The organism is Kocuria sp. APC 4018 (genome assembly GCF_030407675.1).
Classification (GTDB): Bacteria; Actinomycetota; Actinomycetes; order Actinomycetales; family Micrococcaceae; genus Kocuria; species Kocuria rhizophila.
Genome location: NZ_JASDCY010000001.1, coordinates 67,653 through 83,924 on the forward strand (window position 1 = coordinate 67,653; position 16,272 = coordinate 83,924).

Sequence of the window (16,272 nt, forward strand, 5' to 3'; positions counted from 1 at the left end):
CCTGCGGCGCCGGGGCGGCTCTGTGCGTGCAGGCGCGCCGCCCCGGGCCGGCGGCGACGACCGGCTGCGGCCGGGAACTGCCCACGGTGACCCGCCGGCCGCCCCAGGTCCCGCGCGCACTCTGAGCCACAGCTCAGGAGCTCGGCGCGTCCTTGAGGAAGTTGGTGATCCGCACCGTGCACAGCCGGCGGCCGGTGTCGATGTGCGTGATGACCACCTCGTGGCTGGTCATGGTGCGGCCCAGGCGAATGGCCGTGGCCACCCCGCGCACACGGCCGCTCGTGGCGGAGGCGTGGTGGGTGGCGTTGATGTCCACACCCACGGCCACCTTGCCCATGGTGGAGCCGTGGATCACCGCGGCCCACGAGCCCAGCATCTCCCCGAGCGCCACGGACGCACCGCCGTGCAGCAGCCCCAGCGACTGCCGGTTGCCCTCCACGGGCATGGTGGCCACGATCCGCTCGGCGGACTGCTCCTCCACCTCCACGCCCATCTTCCGGTCCAGCTCGCCCAGCTCGATGCTCCAGGGGTCGAACGCCCTGCCCTTCTGCCCGTCCGACGACGCCGCGCGCCGCTCGTTCTCCACGCGTGCGTCCGCGGGGGTGGGGTCCTCGTGCATGTCTGCTCCTCGTGTCGTGGGGGCACGACGCCGTCCGGGTGCGCTCGCTGCGCACGGCGGCCGAGCGGCGTCGTGGGCCGGGCGGGCCCGTGCTGCCGCGGGCGGCGGCCCAGTGCGGTCCTGAACCGGCGGTCCCGTGGTGCCGTGAGGCGTGGGCCCGGGTGACGGCCATGGTGTGCCTGTGTGACCTAGGTTATCCTGGGGGCAATACTGACCGATCGTTCGGCTAACGGCCGCGACAGTCCGGAGGACCCCGCGTGAGCACCCAGAACCAGGCAACCGACACCTCGCAGCCGCAGATCCTGCCCAGCTTCGTCAAGGGTGAGTGGTGGCGCCCGGAGGACCCGCAGAAGGTCGCGGACGTGCGCAACGCCGCCACCGGCGAGCTCGTGGCGCGCGTGAGCACGGACGGGATCGACACCGCCGGTGCCGTGGAGTACGCCCGCACCGTGGGCCAGGCCTCCCTGGGGACCCTGCGGATCCACGACCGCGCGCTGATCCTCAAGCAGCTGGCCCAGTACCTCGGGGAGCACAAGGAGGAGCTGTACGAGATCTCCTACGCCACGGGTGCCACGGCCAAGGACCACCTGATCGACATCGACGGCGGCATCGGCACCCTGTTCACCTTCTCCTCCAAGGGCCGCCGCGAGCTGCCCAATGCGAACGTGATCGTGGACGGTGCCGTGGAGCAGCTCTCCCGGGACGGCTCGTTCCTGGGCGAGCACGTGTACACGCGGCTGCCCGGTGTGGCCGTGCAGATCAACGCGTTCAACTTCCCCGTGTGGGGCATGCTCGAGAAGTTCGCGCCCGCGTTCATCGCGGGAGTGCCCACCATCGTGAAGCCCGCGACCCCCACGGGGTACGTGACCGAGGCGTGCGTGCGGCTCATGCTGGACTCCGGGCTGCTGCCCGAGGGCTCCCTGCAGCTGGTCTCCGGCTCCGCCCGGGACCTGCTGGACCACCTGGACGCCCGCGACCACGTGGCGTTCACCGGATCCGCCGCCACCGCGCAGTCCCTGCGGGCGCACTCGAACGTCCAGGAGAAGGGCGTGCGCTTCACCGCGGAGACGGACTCCCTCAACGCCGCCATCATGGCGCCGGACGTCACTGAGGGCTCCCCCGAGTTCGGGGCGTTCGTGAAGTCCGTGGTCCTGGAGATCACCGCCAAGGCCGGGCAGAAGTGCACGGCCGTCCGCCGCGTGATCGTGCCCCAGGCCATCAAGCCCGCCGTGGTTGCCGCGTTGAAAGAGCGCGCCGCGCAGCGCGCCGTCGTGGGCGATCCCCGGAATCCCGCGACCACCGTGGGACCGCTCGCGTCCGAGGACCAGGCGTCCGAGGTGCTGCGCTCCGTGCGCACCCTGATCGACGCCGGCGCCACGGTGGAGCTGGGTGGACCCGAGGAGCTGTCCTCGGTGCCCCAGGACGGCGCGTTCTTCCCCGTCACCGTCCTATCCTTCGACGACGCCCGCACGCCGGCGGTGCACGAGGTCGAGGCGTTCGGCCCGGTCACCTCCGTGCTCGGCTACTCGGGTGACGTGGCGGACGCTGTGGAGATCGCCGCCCTGGGCGGGGGTTCCCTGGTGGCCACCGTGTGCACCCACTCCCCCGAGCTCGCCGCGCAGTTCGCGTCCGGGATCGGCGCGTACCACGGGCGCGTGCTCTTCCTGGACCGCGACGACGCGAAGACCTCCACCGGTCACGGCTCCCCCGTGCCGCACCTGGTCCACGGCGGCCCGGGCCGCGCGGGTGGCGGCGAGGAGCTGGGCGGCGTGCGGGCTGTGAAGCACTACATGCAGCGCACCGCCGTGCAGGGCTCCCCGGACCTGCTGACCGGGATCACCGGCCAGTGGCACTGGGGTGCGAGCGCCAACACCGTGACCCGCGAGGACGTGGCGAACGGCACGGGCGAGCACCCCTTCCGCAAGTCGCTGGAGACCCTGCGGATCGGGGACCAGTTCGTCTCGGACCTGCGCACCGTGAAGCTCGACGACATCCTGGAGTTCGCGGAGAAGACCGGGGACACCTTCTACGCGCACACGGACGAGGAGGCCGCTACGGCCAACCCGTTCTTCCCGCGCCGCGTGGCCCACGGCTACCTGCTGGTCTCCTGGGCCGCCGGGCTGTTCGTGGAACCCGCCCCGGGGCCCGTGCTCGCCAACTACGGGCTGGAGAACCTGCGCTTCATCACCCCGGTGACCTACGACGACGCCATCCGCGTGACCCTGACCGCCAAGAAGATCACCCCGCGTGTCACGGACGAGTACGGCGAGGTGGCGTGGGATGCCCGCCTGACCAACCAGAACGACGAGATCGTGGCCACCTACGACGTCCTGACCCTGGTGGCCAAGCAGTGGCCGGTGCCGAAGGGCTGAGCCCCGGCGCAGGTTCCGCCGACACCCCGGACCGCACCTGAACGTTGAGGCCCCGCGACGACGCGTCGCGGGGCCTCGGTGTGTGCCGACGGCCGTCGCGCGTGCACTGCCGGGCAGCGTTCCCGGCGGGCTGGCCCGCTCAGCGCATGATCGCGAGCGTGGTGCAGTCCAGGTCCGGGGTGGGGCGGAAGCCCAGGGAGCGGTAGAACGCGACCACATGCCTGTTTCCGGGGGCGTCGTCCGTGGTGATGCAGATCTGACGGATGTGCGCTGTCTCGGTCAGCACCTCCGTGAGCAGCGCGCGCCCGATGCCCTGGCCCTGGTGCGCCGGGTCCACCAGCAGGTCCTGGATGTAGGCGACCGTCACACCGTCACCGACCACGCGCACGAGTCCCACGAGGTCGTCCGCGTCCCACGCGGAGAGCACCAGCCACGCGTTCTGGACCATGGGCCCGAAGTCCTCGGGCCGCCGCGTGTAGGAGCTCCACCCCACGGCGTCGTACAGACCGATGAGCGCGGACCTATCGATCACTCGAGACCGTGAGATCTGCAAGGACGTACTTTAACTGCAGGAGGGCGCGACGTTGTTAACGCAGGTCGAGGCACGTGCGCGGTAGAAGAGCAGCGAGCAGTTCGAGCACAACCTCACTGCGACGATCCGCACGGAGACGGATCGCCGGGGCCTATGATGCAAAACACGTCAACGCTCTTGAGGCCCCCTGTGACGGCCCAGGATTTCATTCACGTATTTTGATAGACACTCCAGCCTTTCGTGTCCACATTCATGGAAGAGAATAGAACTACAGTTATACTAGGAGGAACAATGACCAAAAATGAGCTCATAGTTGGGGAGCCGCGTCTCGGATGGTTCATTGATGGCAACGAAGATACCGATTCGATCTCGGTCATGCTTCGCGACACCGGTACGACCATTGAACTTTCTGTCCCGCTACAGGGAATGTTCGGACCGAATGATCCATACGACCGCTGGTGGTCTCAGGGAGCGGTATTCGACGATGATCCGGACCGCTCAAAGCACACCTACAACCCCCCAAACGTACTACTCATGTACGACCACGCCGGAGATGTCGCACTTGTCGGCTGCAGAGCCAGCGGGTCAAACAATAACTTCCGCGTCGGCCAGGGCCGGCTCATCGCTAACTACGCGGTCCTCGGCGGGGGATCTTTAAACTATGACAAGATCAACGGCCTCCGTGCCGAGGTGCCGGCACTCGCTGCTTGGACACGACTCAGCAGCATGGAGGTCGCCGTCAAGAGGAACGAATTAAATCGGGTGGAATCCGTGCAGATGACCCTCACGAATGCCCCCGAAGTAAAACTCGCACGACCACTCAACTTAAAGATGAAATCAACATGGAGGACGGAACAACCACGGGGGAGTTTCCTTGCCTACGAGGGCGTAAAGGTAGAGACGCGCGTCGCAAAGCCGCGAGGATGGGGTGACCATCTCCACCTCCATGGCGCCGTACTCGACCTCGTTTCCCTCGCGGCATGGAAGCCTTTCGGATTCAGCTCAGTCGAGGTTATCCGCACCGACGACCCCATCGTGAGCGCCGACGGCACCGTTCTGTCCGAAAAGTGGTCGTCCGTGGCGACACATCGATTACCTCGACATGAGCCCTGGATGAAAGAGCCCCGCTTCCTGTTCCCTTGGGCTGAAATCGGCCCCCGCGGAATCGCACGATGGCTGAAGCTTCGTGCGGACTACTACCAGGCCGTCAGCCCCGTCCTCAATGTGCTCCGTTCCGACCGCATGTGGAGCCACGCGAGTGTAGTACAAAGCGGTGTCGCCCTTGAGGCACTCGGGTATTTGATCGATACGACGAAAAACGCTGGCGTTAACCTCAACTCCCGCAAACAGATTAAATTCAAAACAGCGCTTCAGGTGGTCCTCGATGACCTTACGGAACTACCATTCACCGATGCAGGTGATTGGATCAACAGGGCCAATGCAGTGTATATGGGATCTAAGCACCCCGATCGCCCCGAGCCCGACTCGCTGACTATGCTAAATACCCTTCAGGAAAACCTGCTCATTATACGATATTGGATCGCTCAGCGACTCGGAGTCACTGCCAAATCACTTCGCCAGGGGCTCCGTACGGATCCGCTCGCGAACGAATTCGATGAGATTTACTAATTTGGCCCGCACGTGAGGGGGCGGATAACCTACTATGGGTAGGTTCCCTTGTATTTACGCAGGGTGTAAGCTCTCGAAGTCCACAGCATGAAAGCCGCACCCACAGAAGATGCTGGCACTTACCATCGATCAGACGAAACCAATCTCTGACTCCTATCCTTTACTGCTCTGGCGACCACGAAGGAGAACAGGGACCAGAGAATCTCATCGATCAGCAGGCAACTAGCCCCTACGAGGTGCCACCCACCATTCCATCGATGAGTTCATGGACCGCATCCTGCCCTGAATCCGTCGTGGTCAACTAAACTCGGTTGTCACGCCAGACTCGTGCTTCTCGGCGGCTTCCTGTCGCCGACTACGCCCGCAGGCCCGCGAAGACCATGGTCACCACGGTCGCGGCCAGCTGGTCCACCGTGCCGGAGCGCCCGGGCTGGTACCAGTCCACGATCGAGTTGACCATCCCCAGCATCAGGCGCGGCGCGGACTTCCCCGAGATGTCGGTGCGCAGCTCGCCCAGCTCCTGGGCCTCGCGCACCAGGTCCTCCAGGTTGCGCGTCAGGGTACGACGCCGCTGCAGCGCCGCCTCCTCGACCTCCGAGTTCCCGCGCAGCCGCAGCAGCAGCGTCACGTAGGGCATCTGCGCCACGAGCACCCGCACGGAGCCGTCAAGGATCCGCTCGAGCTTGACCACGGGCCCGCTGTCGCTCGCGAGCACCTCCGCGAAGACCGCCTCGAGGGCGTCCAGGGCGCGGTCCAAGGCCTGCCCCAGGATCTCCTCCTTGGACTCCACGTGGTGGTAGATCGCGGACTTGGAGATCCCCAGGTGCTTGGACAGCATCCCCATGGACGTGGCGTCGTAGCCGTAGCGGTTGAACACGTCCACGCACACGGACAGCAGGGTCTCGCGGTCGTAGCCGGGACGGCCGCGCCGAGGTGCGGCAGCGGCGTCGTCGGCGGTGGCGGTGGTGCGCTCGGGGGACATGGGCGTGGGCCTCGATCTTCCGGGGGACGGGATGTTCAGGTTACCGGCTCGTCACCTGGCTCCCGCTCCCACGGAGGACCGGCGGCAGGGCGGGGAGCTACTTGTCGCGGCGGTCGTACACGCGGCGCAGCTTGCCCGAGGAGCGCTCCAGCGTGCCGGGCTCCGCGATGTCGATGGCCGCGCTGGAACCGATCTTGGTCTTGATCTCGTGCTGCAGCGCGCGGCCGGCCTCCTGGGCCTCCTCCACCGTGGCGTCCTCCCGGCGCTCGATGTGGATGGTCATCTGGTCCATGCGGTTCGGCCGGGTGATCTCCAGCGTGAAGTGCGGGGACAGCGCGGGGATCTTCAGCGCGAGCTCCTCGATCTGCGAGGGGAACAGGTTCACGCCGCGCAGGATGATCATGTCGTCCGAGCGGCCGGTGATGCGGCCCATGCGCCGGTGCCCCGGACGGGCGGTGCCGGGCAGCAGGCGGGTGAGGTCGTGCGTGCGGTAGCGGATGATCGGCAGCGCCTGCTTGGTCAGCGCCGTGAACACCAGCTCACCGGGGCGGCCTGTGGGCAGCACGGTGTCGTCGAACGGGTCGATGATCTCCGGGCGGAAGTGGTCCTCCCAGATGTGCGAGCCGTCCTGGGACTCGCAGGACTCGCCGGCCACACCGGGGCCCATGACCTCGGAGAGCCCGTAGATGTCGCACGCGGTGATGCCGAAGGTCTTCTCGATCTCGTGGCGCATCTCCTCGGTCCACGGCTCCGCCCCCAGCACGGCGTGCTTGAGCGAGGTCTCCCGCGGGTCGAGGCCCAGCTTGCGGAACCCGTCCGCGATCGTGAGCAGGTAGGTGGGCGTGGAGAGGATCGCCTCGGGCTCGAAGTCCCGGATCAGCTGCACCTGTTTCTCGGTCTGCCCGCCGGACACCGGGATCACGGCGCACCCCAGGCGCTCGGCGCCGTAGTGGGCGCCCAGGCCGCCGGTGAACAGGCCGTAGCCGTACGCGTTGTGCACCTTGTCCCCGGGCGTGATCCCGGACATCCGGAAGCAGCGGGCCACCAGGGAACCCCACGTGAGGAGGTCCTCCTCGGTGTAGGCCACCACGGTGGGCTGGCCGGTGGTGCCCGAGGACGCGTGGATCCGGCGGATCTCGGACATGGGCGTGGCGAAGGACTTGAACGGGTAGGCCTTCCGCAGGAACTCCTTGTCCGTGTACGGGAACTTGGCGAGGTCCTCGAGCTCCCGGAAGTCGTCCGGGTGCACTCCGTGCTCGTCGAAGAGCTCCTTGTAGGACGGGACGTTCTCGTACGCGTAGTGCAGGGTCCAGTTCAGCCGCTCGGTCTGCAGGGCCTCGATCTGGTCCCGGCTCATCAGCTCCTCGGCATCCGGCTGGGACGGATCCTGCGAAGCCTCGGGGCGGTACGGGTTGGCAACGGAGCACGACGTCATGGGATTCACGCTTTCTGGCGAAGGGGCACGGTGCGGCTGCGGCCGCGGAACTGGGCGATCACGTCCCCGTCCTGGGTGGTGACGGTGATGTCGCACAGGCCGCTGCGCCCGGTGCTGGCGATCTGGCGGCCCTCCGCCACCAGGGTCTGACCGGGTTGAGCGGAACTGAGGAAGTTGATGTCCACGCCCTGTGCCACCGTCATGGAGGTACCGTCCGGGGTGGGGTCGTTGCAGGTCATGGCGAAGCACGTGTCGGCCAGGGCAAAGATCATGCCGCCGTGGGCGATCCCGAAGCCGTTGCGCATCTCGTCACGCACGAGCATGGAGATCACACAGTGGCCAGGGTCGGCGCGCTGCACGGTGATGCCCAGCCACTCGGAGGCACGATCTCCCGTGAGCACCGGATGATGTGGCACGGGGGAGCTCCTTCCGATTTTCAGAACGATCGGTCAGTAGACAATCGCGAAATGTGACGTGTGTCAACAAGTTCCCGCTTCGTTGCAGCACCTCGACCGTTGACGCACCCCCTGGCCGGAGGCGGAAAATGTGTTGACGGCCACACCGGGGGTCTATATTCTGAACGAGCGGTCAGTTATTATCGTCGGCAGCGTACAGAGTTCATCCTCCGCTCCCATCTCACCCGTGAACCGAGGACACACCATGACTGAGCAGACCACCACTGCGGACCAGGCGGCCACCACCGCCGAGCAGCAGCACTTCGACCACCTCATCAGCGAGGACTCCCGCGTGGAGCCCCGCGACTGGATGCCCGAGGCCTACCGGAAGAGCCTGACCCGCCAGGTCTCCCAGCACGCGCACTCCGAGATCATCGGCATGCAGCCGGAGGCCAACTGGATCACCCGCGCCCCGAGCCTCAAGCGCAAGGCCGTGCTGATGGCCAAGGTCCAGGACGAGGCCGGCCACGGGCTGTACCTCTACTCCGCCGCGGAGACCCTGGGCACCCCGCGCTCCGTGCTCAACGAGCAGCTGCTCAGCGGCAAGGCCAAGTACTCCTCGATCTTCAACTACCCGGCCCGCACGTGGGCCGACATGGGTGCGATCGGCTGGCTCGTGGACGGCGCCGCGATCTGCAACCAGGTCCCGCTGTGCCGCGCCTCCTATGGGCCGTACGGCCGCGCGATGGTGCGCATCTGCAAGGAGGAGTCCTTCCACCAGCGCCAGGGCTGGGAGATCCTCTACGAGCTCTCCCACGGCACCGAGGCCCAGAAGCAGATGGCGCAGGACGCCGTGAACCGCTTCTACGGCCCCGCTCTCCAGATGTTCGGCCCCCCGGACGCCGACTCCCCCAACTCCCAGCAGTCCATGGAGTGGAACATCAAGCGCTTCTCCAACGACGAGCTGCGCCAGCGCTTCGTGGACATGATCGTCCCGCAGGCCGAGGCCCTGGGCCTGACCCTGCCGGACCCGGACCTGAAGTGGAACGAGGAGCGCGGGCACTACGACTACGGCCAGCTGGACTGGAACGAGTTCATGTCTGTGATCAAGGGCTCCGGGCCCTGCAACGTCCAGCGCATGAAGCGCCGCCGCGAGGCGCACGCCAACGGCGCGTGGGTGCGCGAGGCCGCCGAGGCCTACGCCCAGCGGCAGGCCCGCGAGACCGCGGAGGCTGCGGCAGCGGCGTCGTCGGCCGAGGCGAACGAGGACTTCACCGTCATGGCGGGGCGCGGCTCCGCCGAGCTGATCGGAGCGTGAGCATGAGCGAGAACCAGAACGGCAACTGGCCCCTGTGGGAGGTCTTCGTGCGCTCCTCGCGCGGGCTGTCCCACGTGCACGCGGGCTCGCTGCACGCCCCGGACGCCACCATGGCCGTGCGCAACGCGCGTGACCTCTACACCCGGCGCAACGAGGGCACGAGCGTGTGGGTGGTCCCCGCAGACGCCATCACCGCCTCGGACCCGGACTCCAAGGGCGGCTACTTCGAGTCCGCGCAGGGCAAGAGCTACCGCCACGCCACGTACTACACCAAGAGCGAAGGGGTGAAGCACCTGTGAGCGCCTTCGCCTCCCACGACTCCGCCACCAAGCAGTCCGCGGGCGTCGCCATCACCGCCGAGGACATTGCGGAGACCGGCGGCAGGGCTCCCGAGGCCGTGGCCCAGTACGCGCTGCGGCTCGGCGACGACGCCCTGATGCTGTCCCAGCGTCTGGGCTGGTGGATCTCGCGGGCACCCGAGCTCGAGGAGGACATCGCGCTGGGCAACATCGCCCTGGACCTCATCGGCCACGCGCGCTTCCTGCTGACCTACGCGGGCTCCGCGTGGGGCAAGACCGAGGACGAGCTCGCGTACTTCCGCAACGAGGAGGAGTTCCGCTCCGTGCGCCTCGTGGAGCAGGAGAACGGGGACTTCGGCCAGACCATCGCGCGTCAGCTGCTGTTCTCCTTCTACCAGTACGAGCTCTACTCCGCGCTGCAGTCCTCCACGGACCAGACCCTGGCCGCGATCGCGGACAAGGCCCTCAAGGAGGTGGAGTACCACCAGGACCACGCGGCCCAGTGGATCCTCCGCCTGGGCCTCGGCACCGAGGAGTCCAAGCGGCGCATCCAGGACGGGCTCTACTACATGTGGCCCTACCTGGACGAGCTGTTCGCGGACGAGCCGCTGCACGACGAGCTCGAGGGCGTGGCCGTGCGCCCCTCCACGCTGCGCGAGCGGACCATGGACCGCGTGACCGCGCTGCTGGCCGAGGCCGAGCTCGAGGTCCCCAACGTGGCCCAGGCCCGGCTGTCCGCGGAGCCCCGCGACGGCGCCTACTCCGAGTACCGCGGGTACATCCTCGCCGAGATGCAGTGGCTCGCCCGCCAGCATCCCGGCGCCACGTGGTGAGTTCCGTGTTCTCCCGCGTTCCGCCCCGTTCCCTGCCGCCCACCGGTGGCGTGGCGCCCCGTGAAGTCCCCCTGGGGCCCTCGCGGCGCCCGGACGACCCGGCCGACGCCGCCCTGTGGGACGTCGCGGCCACCGTGTGCGACCCCGAGATCCCCGTGCTCACGCTCGAGGACCTCGGGGTGCTGCGGGACGCCGTGGCCGGGGAGGACGAGACGGTGGTGGTCATCACCCCCACCTACTCCGGGTGCCCCGCCATGGACACCATGGCCGCGGACCTCGAGGCGGCCGTGACCGCCGCCGGCTACGAGAACGTGCGCGTGGTGCAGGTGCTGCGCCCGGCGTGGACCACGGACTGGATGTCCGCCGAGGGCCGCGCCAAGCTCAACGAGTACGGCATCGCACCGCCCACCGGGCGCACCGCCGCCGGTCACAACTCCGGGCCCGTGCGGTTGAGCCTGGCCGTGAAGTGCCCGCGCTGCGAGTCCCTGCGCACCCACGAGATGACCCGCTTCGGGTCCACGTCCTGCAAGGCCCTGTGGGTCTGCGACGACTGCAAAGAACCCTTCGACTACTTCAAGGTGCACTGATCATGAGCGAAACCGCGGACACCTCCACGCTGGAGGAAGCCACCGAAGCCAGCGCGGGCGGCGGCAAGCGCCGTGCCGTGTTCAACACCCTCACGGTGTCCGAGGTGCGCAAGCTGACCTCCGACTCCGTGGAGGTCACGTTCGACGTGCCCGAGGACCTCGTGGCGGACTACGACTACCTGCCGGGTCAGTACGTGGCCATCCGCGCGCAGATCAACGGCCACGAGGTGCGCCGGTCCTACTCCATCTGCGCCGACCCCACCCCCGGGGAGATCCGCGTGGCCATCAAGAAGGACATGGGCGGCGTGTTCTCCACGTGGGCCAACGAGCAGCTGGCCGCCGGTGACACCCTGGACGTGATGAACCCGCAGGGCGCGTTCACCTCCAAGGTCAACATCACCTCCATGAACGATCCCGAGAAGCTGGCCGAGAAGGAGGTGACCAAGAAGCGCAACGTGCACCTGGTGGCCTTCGCCGCCGGTTCCGGGATCACCCCCATCATGGCGATCGCCCGCGCCCTGCTGCGCGCCTCGGACACCGCCCAGATGGACGTGATCTACGCGAACCGCTCCTCCATGGACGTGATGTTCGCCGAGGAGCTGGGCGACCTCAAGGACAAGTACCCCGCGCGCCTGGCCGTGCACCACGTGCTGTCCCGCGAGCAGCGGATCTCGCCGCTGATGTCCGGGCGGATCGACCACGACAAGCTCGAGGAGCTGCTGGACCGCGTGATCCAGGTGGACTCTGCGGACGAGTGGTTCCTGTGCGGCCCGTTCGAGCTCGTGCAGCTGTGCCGGGACGTCCTCAAGGAGCGCGGCGTGGACGAGTCCCGCGTGCGCTTCGAGCTGTTCACCACGGGCAAGCCCACCGCTCCTCAGGGCCAGCAGGGCCGCCCCGTCGTGGCCGACCCCAAGGGCGAGAACTACAGAATCGTCTTCAACCTGGACGGCACCTCCGCCCAGGTGGAGTCCCCCAAGTCCGCCGCGGAGACCGTGCTCAACGCCGCGCTGCGGGTGCGCCCGGACGTCCCCTTCGCGTGCGCCGGCGGCGTGTGCGGCACGTGCCGCGCCAAGGTCACCAAGGGCGAGTTCGAGATGGAGGAGAACTTCGCGCTCGAGAAGGACGAGGTGGACGCCGGCTACGTGCTCACGTGCCAGACCCGCCCCACCTCGGACGAGCTGCGCGTGGACTTCGACGCCTGACCCGCTCCCCTGACGACGACGCCGCGCTGGGCCCCAGGCGGCGTCGTCGCCGTACCTGCCAGCTCGCGCCACGCGTGGGGAACCCCGAGAACGCCCAGGAGAACACCGTGATCCACCTGACCATCGAGGACGAGATCGCCCACGTGGTGCTCAACGCACCCCAGAAGATGAACTCGCTGGACGAGTCCGCCCTGCACGAGCTGACGGATGCCTACACCGAGGCGGAGGCGGCCGGTGTGCGGGCGCTGCTGCTCACGGGTGAGGGCAGGGGCTTCTGCGCGGGCCGGGACATCTCCGGGGTGGATCCGGCCACGGACGACACCGAGGGCTACCTCACCGGGACCCTCCAGCCGCTGCTGCAGCGGATGTCCGCGTTCCCCGCCCCCACGTTCGCGGCGGTGCAGGGGGCGTGCCTGGGCGTGGGGCTGGGTCTGGCGATCGCCACGGACGTGGTCTACGTGGCGGAGAACGCCAAGATCGGCTCACCTTTCGCGAACCTGGGGGCCACGCTGGACTCCGGCGGGCACGCACTGTTCACCGAGCGGCTCGGCGCCCACCGCACGCTGGACCTCATCTACACCGCGGAGCTCATGAGCGGCGCGGAGGCCGTGGCGTCCGGGCTGTTCTCCCGCGCGGTGCCCGCGGAGGAGCTCATGGACTTCACGCTCACGCGGGTGCGCCGTGCCGCCGCCGGGGCCACGCAGGCGTTCGTGGCGTCCAAGGAACTCGTGGCACAGATCCGGGACCAGCGGATCGGGCTGTGGGAGTCCATGGCCGCGGAGAACGCCGCGCAGACCGCGCTGTGCGCCACGTCCGACTACCGCGAGGGCTTCAAGGCGTTCCAGGAGAAGCGAAAGCCCGAGTTCACCGGCAGGGGCTGAGCAGGGCACCCGTGGACGCCCTGCTGCATTTGCTCCGCTAGTGCACAAATCCGGCGCCCATACTGCGTTTGCTCCGCTAATGCACGCCGTGCGCGGTGGCGCGGGCGCGCGCACCGGGGTCTTCCCCGTGCCCTACGCTGAACCCCATGGCCGCCACCCGAGACAGTGAGACCGCACGGCGTTCCTCGGGGCGCACGGACCAGCCCCTCGAGGACGAGCTGGTCGAGGAGTTCAAGAACACCGTCCAGGAGGGCACGGACCGGTTGCACCGCACATGGCGGGCGCTGGTCGTCACGGGGCTGTTCGGCGGGATCGACGTGGGGCTCGGGATCATGGCCATGCTCGCCGTCATGGACGCCACCGGCTCCAAGCTGCTGGCCGGAACGGCGTTCGGGATCGGTCTGCTGGCCCTGCGCCTGGCCCACTCGGAGCTGTTCACGGAGGACTTCCTGCTGCCCATCAACGCGGTGGTGGCCGGTCACGGCTCGTGGTGGGCGCTGCTGCGGCTGTGGGTCGTGACCCTGGTGACCAACCTGGTGGGCGGGTGGGCGTTCATGTGGGTGGTGGTTGCCGCGTTCCCCGACTTCTCCGCCACGCTCGTGGAGGTGGCCACCGGGTACGTCTCGGACGGGTTCGGCACGGAGACCGTGTGCCTCGCCCTGCTGGCCGGTTCCACCATCACCCTGATGACGCGAATGCAGCAGGGCACCAACAGCGACATGATGACCGCCGTCATCTCCCTGATCGGCGGTTTCCTGGTGGTGGGCCTCGGCATGCTCCACGGAGCACTGAACTCCATCGTGATCTTCGGAGCCATGCACGCCGGGTGGAACTACTCCTACCTGGACTGGCTCGGGTGGTTCGCGTGGGTCATCCCGTTCAACATGCTGGGCGGACTCGTGATCATCTCCCTGCCCCGCCTGGTCCGCACGTGGGAGCTGCTCATGGCCGAGCGACGCGGCGAGAAGATCTCGGACGCGGAGCCCACGGAGGACTGACGGGCCGGACGGGTTTAGCCGTCCGCAGATTCACCCCGCCGCCCGTGGAGCCGCACAGCGCTGGTGGTTAGCGTGTGACCATGACGACTTCTGTGTTCGACCTCGACGCCTTCGACCGCTCGGTCCGCCCCCAGGACGACCTCTTCCGCCACGTCAACGGCACGTGGCTGCGCACCGCACAGATCCCGGACGACAAGGCCAGCACCGGTGCCTTCGTGGAGCTGCGGGACCAGGCCGAGCAGGCGGTGCGCGAGATCATCACGGGCGCGAGCGCGGACGGTGAGCACGCTGCGTCAGCGGCGGAGCAGAGCGCGGAGACCAAGATCGCGCTGCTGTACCGCTCCTTCATGGACACCGAGCACATCGAGCAGCTCGGCGCCGAACCGCTGCGCGAGGACCTCGACGCCGTGGCCGCGATCGACTCGCCGCGCGCGCTGTCCCGCTGGTTCGGCACGGCCATGCGGCGGGGCATCGGCGCAGCGCTGGACATCGACCTCGACTCGGACCCCGGGGACCCGCAGCGCAACCTCGTGTTCGTGGGCCAGTCCGGGCTGGGCCTGCCGGACGAGGAGTACTACCGCGAGGAGCAGTACGCGCAGATCCGTGAGCAGTACGTGACGCACGTCCAGACCATGCTCGAGCTCGCCGGGTTCGACGACGCCGCACGGCAGGCTCGCGCGGTCGTGGACCTGGAGACGCGCATCGCCTCCCACCATTGGGACAAGGTCACGGTCCGGGACCTCACCAAGATGTACAACCCCATGAGCTTCGAGGAGCTCACGGGCCAGACGCGGAACCTCGACTGGAACGCGGTCCTCGAGGGCATGGGTCTCACGCCGGAGCACCTGGCCACGGTGGTCAACGCCCAGCCGAGCTTCTTCACGGGCCTGGACGAGCTGCTCACCCCGGACGAGCTGGACGCGTGGAAGTCCTGGGCCCGCTGGCACGTGGTCTCCTCCCGCGCCGCGTACCTCTCGGAGGCGTTCGTGGCCCGGAACTTCGCGTTCTACGGCACGGTGCTGTCCGGGACCCCGCAGCTGCGCGAGCGGTGGAAGCGCGGCGTCGGGCTGGTGAACGGCGCGCTGGGCGAGGCCGTGGGCAAGCTCTACGTGGCGGAGCACTTCTCCCCCACGGCTAAGGCCCGCATGGACGAGCTGGTGGCCAACCTACTGGACGCGTACCGGGACTCCATCGAGAACCTCGAGTGGATGACCGAGGGCACGCGCGCGGAGGCGCTCAAGAAGCTCTCCGGGTTCACCCCCAAGATCGGCTTCCCGGAGAAGTGGAAGGACTACTCCGCCCTGGAGATCCGCGGGGACGACCTCGTGGGCAACGTGGTGCGCACCACCCAGTTCGCGGTGGACGAGCTCGCGCGCAAGGCCGGGCAGCCCGTGGAGAAGCACGAGTGGCTCATGACCCCGCAGACGGTCAACGCCTACTACCACCCGCTGCGCAACGAGATCGTGTTCCCCGCCGCCATCCTGCAGCCCCCGTTCTTCGACGAGACCGCAGACGACGCCGTGAACTACGGCGGCATCGGCTCGGTGATCGGCCACGAGATCGGGCACGGCTTCGACGACAAGGGCTCCACGTGCGACGGCGAGGGCCGGCTGCGCAACTGGTGGACCGACGAGGACCGCGCGGCCTTCGAGGAGCGCACCGCCCGCCTCGTGGGCCAGTACGCGGCTCTCACCCCCGCCCAGTTCGGTGACGACGACGCCGCGCCGCACGTCAACGGCGAGCTCACCCTGGGCGAGAACATCGGAGACCTGGGGGGCCTGTCCATCGCCTACAAGGCATGGAAGCGCGCCCAGGAGAAGAGGCCGACGCCGGACACGGAGAGCATCGACGGCTACACCCCCGCGCAGCGGCTGTTCATCTCGTGGGGCTACGTCTGGCAGGAGAAGTCCCGGGACGAGGCCCTGCGCACGCGCATCGCCACGGACCCCCACTCCCCCGCCGAGTTCCGCGCCGGGCAGACCCCGCGCAACGTGGACGCGTTCTACGAGGCGTTCGACGTCACGGAGGGCGACGGCATGTGGCTGCCCGAGGAGGAGCGCGTCACCATCTGGTGACCCTCCCCGGGTACGACGACGGCCGGTTCCCTCGCGCTCGAGGGGACCGGCCGTCGTCGTCACGGACTCGTGGAGCCGGCCTGCGGTGTCCCACGAAACCGCCCGGGCGGGAGGC

At 68.2% G+C, this 16,272-nt stretch carries 15 protein-coding genes; 10 read left to right on the plus strand and 5 right to left on the minus strand.

From position 1 onward, the window contains the following. Window positions 1–133: 133 nt before the first annotated feature. Window positions 134–619, minus strand: a complete 486-nt coding sequence (locus QL985_RS00305; protein WP_199717481.1) for a hotdog fold thioesterase — start codon at window positions 617–619, stop codon at window positions 134–136. Window positions 620–876: 257 nt separating this feature from the next. Here QL985_RS00305 and paaZ point away from each other — a divergent pair, with 257 nt between their 5' ends. Further along, window positions 877–2,991 (plus strand): phenylacetic acid degradation bifunctional protein PaaZ, encoded by a 2,115-nt coding sequence (gene paaZ, locus QL985_RS00310; RefSeq protein WP_144802040.1) that lies wholly within the window; start codon window positions 877–879, stop codon window positions 2,989–2,991. A gap of 139 nt (window positions 2,992–3,130) precedes the next feature. Here paaZ and QL985_RS00315 read toward each other — a convergent pair whose 3' ends face one another. Next, on the minus strand, window positions 3,131–3,544 hold the full coding sequence (locus QL985_RS00315; RefSeq protein ID WP_144802043.1) for a GNAT family N-acetyltransferase: 414 nt from the start codon (window positions 3,542–3,544) through the stop codon (window positions 3,131–3,133). 270 nt (window positions 3,545–3,814) lie between these two features. Between QL985_RS00315 and QL985_RS00320 the strand changes: the two genes are divergently transcribed. After that, entirely contained in the window at window positions 3,815–5,152 is a 1,338-nt protein-coding gene (locus QL985_RS00320) for a HEPN domain-containing protein (protein WP_186319711.1), read from the plus strand. Window positions 5,153–5,507: 355 nt separating this feature from the next. On the opposite strand, the gene QL985_RS00325 is transcribed toward QL985_RS00320, so the two are convergent. The 3 genes from QL985_RS00325 to QL985_RS00335 all read right to left on the minus strand — a co-directional run bounded on the left by QL985_RS00325 (window position 5,508) and on the right by QL985_RS00335 (window position 7,985). Then, window positions 5,508–6,134, minus strand: coding sequence for a TetR/AcrR family transcriptional regulator (locus QL985_RS00325; RefSeq protein ID WP_047979482.1), 627 nt, complete (start codon window positions 6,132–6,134; stop codon window positions 5,508–5,510). A 97-nt stretch (window positions 6,135–6,231) separates the two neighbouring features. Continuing rightward, on the minus strand, window positions 6,232–7,569 hold the full coding sequence (locus QL985_RS00330) for an AMP-binding protein (RefSeq protein WP_259906173.1): 1,338 nt from the start codon (window positions 7,567–7,569) through the stop codon (window positions 6,232–6,234). 5 nt (window positions 7,570–7,574) lie between these two features. After that, a complete protein-coding gene (locus QL985_RS00335) occupies window positions 7,575–7,985 on the minus strand; it encodes a hotdog fold thioesterase (RefSeq protein ID WP_144802046.1) in 411 nt (136 codons plus the stop codon). A 244-nt stretch (window positions 7,986–8,229) separates the two neighbouring features. On the opposite strand from QL985_RS00335, the gene paaA reads away from it, so the two are divergent. The 8 genes from paaA (at window position 8,230) to QL985_RS00375 (ending at window position 16,157) form a co-directional block, all read left to right on the plus strand. Then, window positions 8,230–9,282, plus strand: coding sequence for a 1,2-phenylacetyl-CoA epoxidase subunit PaaA (gene paaA, locus QL985_RS00340; RefSeq protein ID WP_070637033.1), 1,053 nt, complete (start codon window positions 8,230–8,232; stop codon window positions 9,280–9,282). Window positions 9,283–9,284: 2 nt separating this feature from the next. Then, the gene (gene paaB, locus QL985_RS00345) at window positions 9,285–9,581 is read left to right on the plus strand and encodes a 1,2-phenylacetyl-CoA epoxidase subunit PaaB (protein ID WP_012397288.1); all 297 of its coding nucleotides are present in this window, start codon (window positions 9,285–9,287) and stop codon (window positions 9,579–9,581) included. After that, window positions 9,578–10,414 (plus strand): 1,2-phenylacetyl-CoA epoxidase subunit PaaC, encoded by an 837-nt coding sequence (gene paaC / locus QL985_RS00350; RefSeq protein WP_012397287.1) that lies wholly within the window; start codon window positions 9,578–9,580, stop codon window positions 10,412–10,414. Before paaB ends, paaC begins: the two co-directional genes overlap by 4 nt. Window positions 10,415–10,485: 71 nt before the next feature. Then, window positions 10,486–11,001, plus strand: coding sequence for a 1,2-phenylacetyl-CoA epoxidase subunit PaaD (gene paaD / locus QL985_RS00355; protein WP_039101673.1), 516 nt, complete (start codon window positions 10,486–10,488; stop codon window positions 10,999–11,001). A 2-nt stretch (window positions 11,002–11,003) separates the two neighbouring features. After that, complete coding sequence (gene paaE / locus QL985_RS00360; RefSeq protein ID WP_047978396.1) at window positions 11,004–12,203, plus strand: 1,2-phenylacetyl-CoA epoxidase subunit PaaE; 1,200 nt, start codon at window positions 11,004–11,006, stop codon at window positions 12,201–12,203. Window positions 12,204–12,310: 107 nt separating this feature from the next. After that, complete coding sequence (locus tag QL985_RS00365) at window positions 12,311–13,084, plus strand: enoyl-CoA hydratase-related protein (RefSeq protein WP_259906172.1); 774 nt, start codon at window positions 12,311–12,313, stop codon at window positions 13,082–13,084. A gap of 146 nt (window positions 13,085–13,230) precedes the next feature. Further along, window positions 13,231–14,082: a formate/nitrite transporter family protein gene (locus QL985_RS00370; protein ID WP_259906171.1), complete on the plus strand. Its 852-nt coding sequence runs from the start codon at window positions 13,231–13,233 to the stop codon at window positions 14,080–14,082. 80 nt (window positions 14,083–14,162) lie between these two features. Then, on the plus strand, window positions 14,163–16,157 hold the full coding sequence (locus tag QL985_RS00375) for a M13-type metalloendopeptidase (RefSeq protein ID WP_259906170.1): 1,995 nt from the start codon (window positions 14,163–14,165) through the stop codon (window positions 16,155–16,157). The last annotated feature ends 115 nt before the right edge of the window (window positions 16,158–16,272 follow it).

Excerpts from the sequence above, each read along its gene's own strand:
- QL985_RS00305 (WP_199717481.1), bottom strand. The coding sequence starts at position 619 with ATGCACGAGGACCCCACCCCCGCGGACGCACGCGTGGAGAACGAGCGG.
- QL985_RS00320 (WP_186319711.1), top strand. The coding sequence starts at position 3,815 with ATGACCAAAAATGAGCTCATAGTTGGGGAGCCGCGTCTCGGATGGTTC.
- QL985_RS00325 (WP_047979482.1), bottom strand. The coding sequence starts at position 6,134 with ATGTCCCCCGAGCGCACCACCGCCACCGCCGACGACGCCGCTGCCGCA.
- QL985_RS00330 (WP_259906173.1), bottom strand. The coding sequence starts at position 7,569 with ATGACGTCGTGCTCCGTTGCCAACCCGTACCGCCCCGAGGCTTCGCAG.
- paaA (WP_070637033.1), top strand. The coding sequence starts at position 8,230 with ATGACTGAGCAGACCACCACTGCGGACCAGGCGGCCACCACCGCCGAG.
- paaB (WP_012397288.1), top strand. The coding sequence starts at position 9,285 with ATGAGCGAGAACCAGAACGGCAACTGGCCCCTGTGGGAGGTCTTCGTG.
- paaE (WP_047978396.1), top strand. The coding sequence starts at position 11,004 with ATGAGCGAAACCGCGGACACCTCCACGCTGGAGGAAGCCACCGAAGCC.
- QL985_RS00370 (WP_259906171.1), top strand. The coding sequence starts at position 13,231 with ATGGCCGCCACCCGAGACAGTGAGACCGCACGGCGTTCCTCGGGGCGC.
- QL985_RS00375 (WP_259906170.1), top strand. The coding sequence starts at position 14,163 with ATGACGACTTCTGTGTTCGACCTCGACGCCTTCGACCGCTCGGTCCGC.